The organism is Janthinobacterium sp. KBS0711, from assembly GCF_000988085.1.
GTDB classification, from domain to species: domain Bacteria; phylum Pseudomonadota; class Gammaproteobacteria; order Burkholderiales; family Burkholderiaceae_D; genus Janthinobacterium; species Janthinobacterium lividum_E.
Genome location: NZ_LBCO01000033.1, coordinates 720,228 through 722,624, shown reverse-complemented (window position 1 = coordinate 722,624; position 2,397 = coordinate 720,228). Strand labels below are relative to the sequence as shown.

The following is a 2,397-nucleotide window of genomic DNA, read 5'->3' as shown; positions in this document are numbered from 1 at the left end:
GCTGGCGCAGCGTCTGGCGCAACAGCGGGGTTTGCCGGCGCCGGCCGCCAATCTGCCGCTCGATGCCGAGATGCAAGGCCAGCTGCGCACGTTCCAGCTAAGCCAGAAGCTGCGGGCCGATGGTCTGGCGGGCCCGAAAACGTACATACGCCTGATGCAGCTCGGTGACAACGCGGAGCCGCGCCTGAGCAGCGCAGCTCCTGCCGTGGCAGCGCCCGCTGCGACGGCGATGGTGGCGGGGAAATAAGATGTCATACATACTTGAAGCACTGAAAAAATCGCAAGCCGAGCGCCAGCTGGGCGAGTTGCCGTCAATCCACGCACCGCAAGTGCAACTGCACGATGGCGCAGCGTCCGGCGCGGCGCGGCGCACTCCCGTCTGGCTGGCGCTGGGCGGCGTGGCGGTGGCCGTGGCTGCCGCGCTGCTGCTGTGGCAGCCTTGGCAGGCGGCGGCCACGGCGCCTGCGGTTGCACCTGCCGTCCTGGCCCAGGCTGTGCCAGCGCCGATGCCGGCAGTCGTCCCGCCCGCAGTTCCTGTGCCGGCGCCTGTGGCCGTGGCCGTACCGCCGGCGGCCATCGCCGCGCCCGTGCACCATGCCCGGCCCGTGGCGGAACCGAAGCAGGAGTCGCCAGTCCCCGCTCCGGCGCCGGCCGTGCCCGTACCTGCGCCGGCGGCCGCAGCCGAAGAGACCGTCCCTGGCATGCGCGACTTGCCCGAGCCGATACAGCGTCAAATCCCCCCCGTCGCCATCGGCGGCTATATCTATTCGAAGAATCCGGCCGACCGCCTGCTGCTGATCGACAAGGTCCTGCGCCACGAAGGCGAGGAACTGGCGCCCGGCCTGGTGCTGGAAAAGTTGCAGCCGAAGGCGGCCATTTTCAGTTTCAAGGGCTATCGCTACCGCGTGCCGTATTGAGTTGTTGCGCATCAAGGCCGGGCCGCCATAGCTGAACCATACTGGCCTGGCCTGGTCGAACCAGGGTCGCTGCGACCGTGTGCGCGGCTGGGGAGTTCTGATGATTGCTGCCGCAGCTGGTGAGGGTGTCCTTGATGTGCATGGCTTGGGAAACCTGGCGCGCATCGACCATATCGTCGTGCTGATGATGGAAAACCGTTCCTTCGACCACATGCTCGGCTACCTGAGCCTGGAAGGCGGGCGCACCGACATCGATGGCTTGCAGGCCAGCCATGCGAACGTGCATGCGGGCGTGAGCTACCCCGTGCATCATTTGCGGCGCATGGCGTTTGGCCCGCAGCAAGACCCGTCGCATACGGGCATGTCGGTGGCGCAGCAATTGCAAAACAATAATGGCGGCTTTGTCGACGACTATGCGCAAACGCATCCGGGCGACCCCGACATCGATCTGGTGATGGGTTATTACAATGCATCCGACTTGCCCATGTACGATTTCCTGGCGCAGCAGTTTTGCGTCTGCGACCGCTGCTACAGCTCCGTGCCTGGCGCCACCTGGCCCAACCGCCTGTATGCGGTCAGCGGCAAGGCGGCCGGCAGCCGCGACAGCAAGCGCGTGCCCCTGTATACGAACAAATCCTTCGTGCGCCACCTGGACCGCGCCCAGGTCAGCTGGAAATTTTATTCCGCCTGGAAACCCTGGAGCCTGGCGCTGACGGACGACCATTACCGCTCATCCGAGCTGTACGAACCGTTCGGCTCCAGTGCGCGCCGCTATGGTTTCATCGGCGATGCGCTGGCGGGCGCCTTGCCCTCCGTCAGCTGGATCGATCCGCATTTTTTTGAGAATGACGACCACCCGCCGGCCGATATCCGCGCCGGTCAGGCGCTGGTGGCGCAGGTCTATCAGGCCCTGTCGCGCGGACCGGCCTGGGCGCGCACCTTGCTGATCCTCAGCTATGACGAGCACGGCGGCTTTTTCGACCATGTGCCGCCTGGCCCCGCCATCGACGACGACCCCGCGTTTCGCCAGTACGGCGTGCGCGTGCCCATGCTGCTCGTGTCGCCGCTGATTGCGCCGGGCAGCGTCAGCCACGAGGTGGTCGACCACACGTCGATCATCAAAACCATCCTGCAGCGCTTTTGCCGCGCCGCCGATGGCGCCTTGCCCCAGATGGGCGCGCGCGTGGCGGCCGCCAGCGGCCTGGGCGCCGTGCTGACCCTGGCGCAAGCGCGCGCCGCGCCTGCCGTGCCCGCGGCTGTGCTGGCGCAGCGCGCCGCATGGGAGGCGGATGTGCGGGCGCAGGATTTTACGCCGCTGGCGTCCGCTTGCCAGCCTGATGGCGAGGTGGCCGCCGTTGCCGCCGTACCGTTCCAGTCCGATGCCGAGGCGGGCGCGATCGCCGCCCACCGGCAATTGTCGCGCACGGCCAGGAATGCGCAAGCGGCGAATAGTAAAACGGCGGGCAAAACGGCGGGCGCG

At 67.2% G+C, this 2,397-nt stretch carries 2 protein-coding genes and 1 pseudogene; all 3 read left to right on the top strand.

All coding sequences use genetic code 11. The features are described 5' to 3' along the window. A pseudogene (locus VM94_RS29210) lies at positions 1 to 247 on the top strand (peptidoglycan-binding protein); the annotation flags it as partial. A 1-nt stretch (position 248) separates the two neighbouring features. Beyond that, a complete protein-coding gene (locus VM94_RS21870; protein WP_046685307.1) occupies positions 249 to 917 on the top strand; it encodes a general secretion pathway protein GspB in 669 nt (222 codons plus the stop codon). Positions 918 to 1,017: 100 nt separating this feature from the next. Further along, positions 1,018 to 2,397 (top strand): alkaline phosphatase family protein (locus tag VM94_RS21865; RefSeq protein ID WP_082127844.1); only part of this gene is annotated, 1,380 nt, incomplete at its 3' end.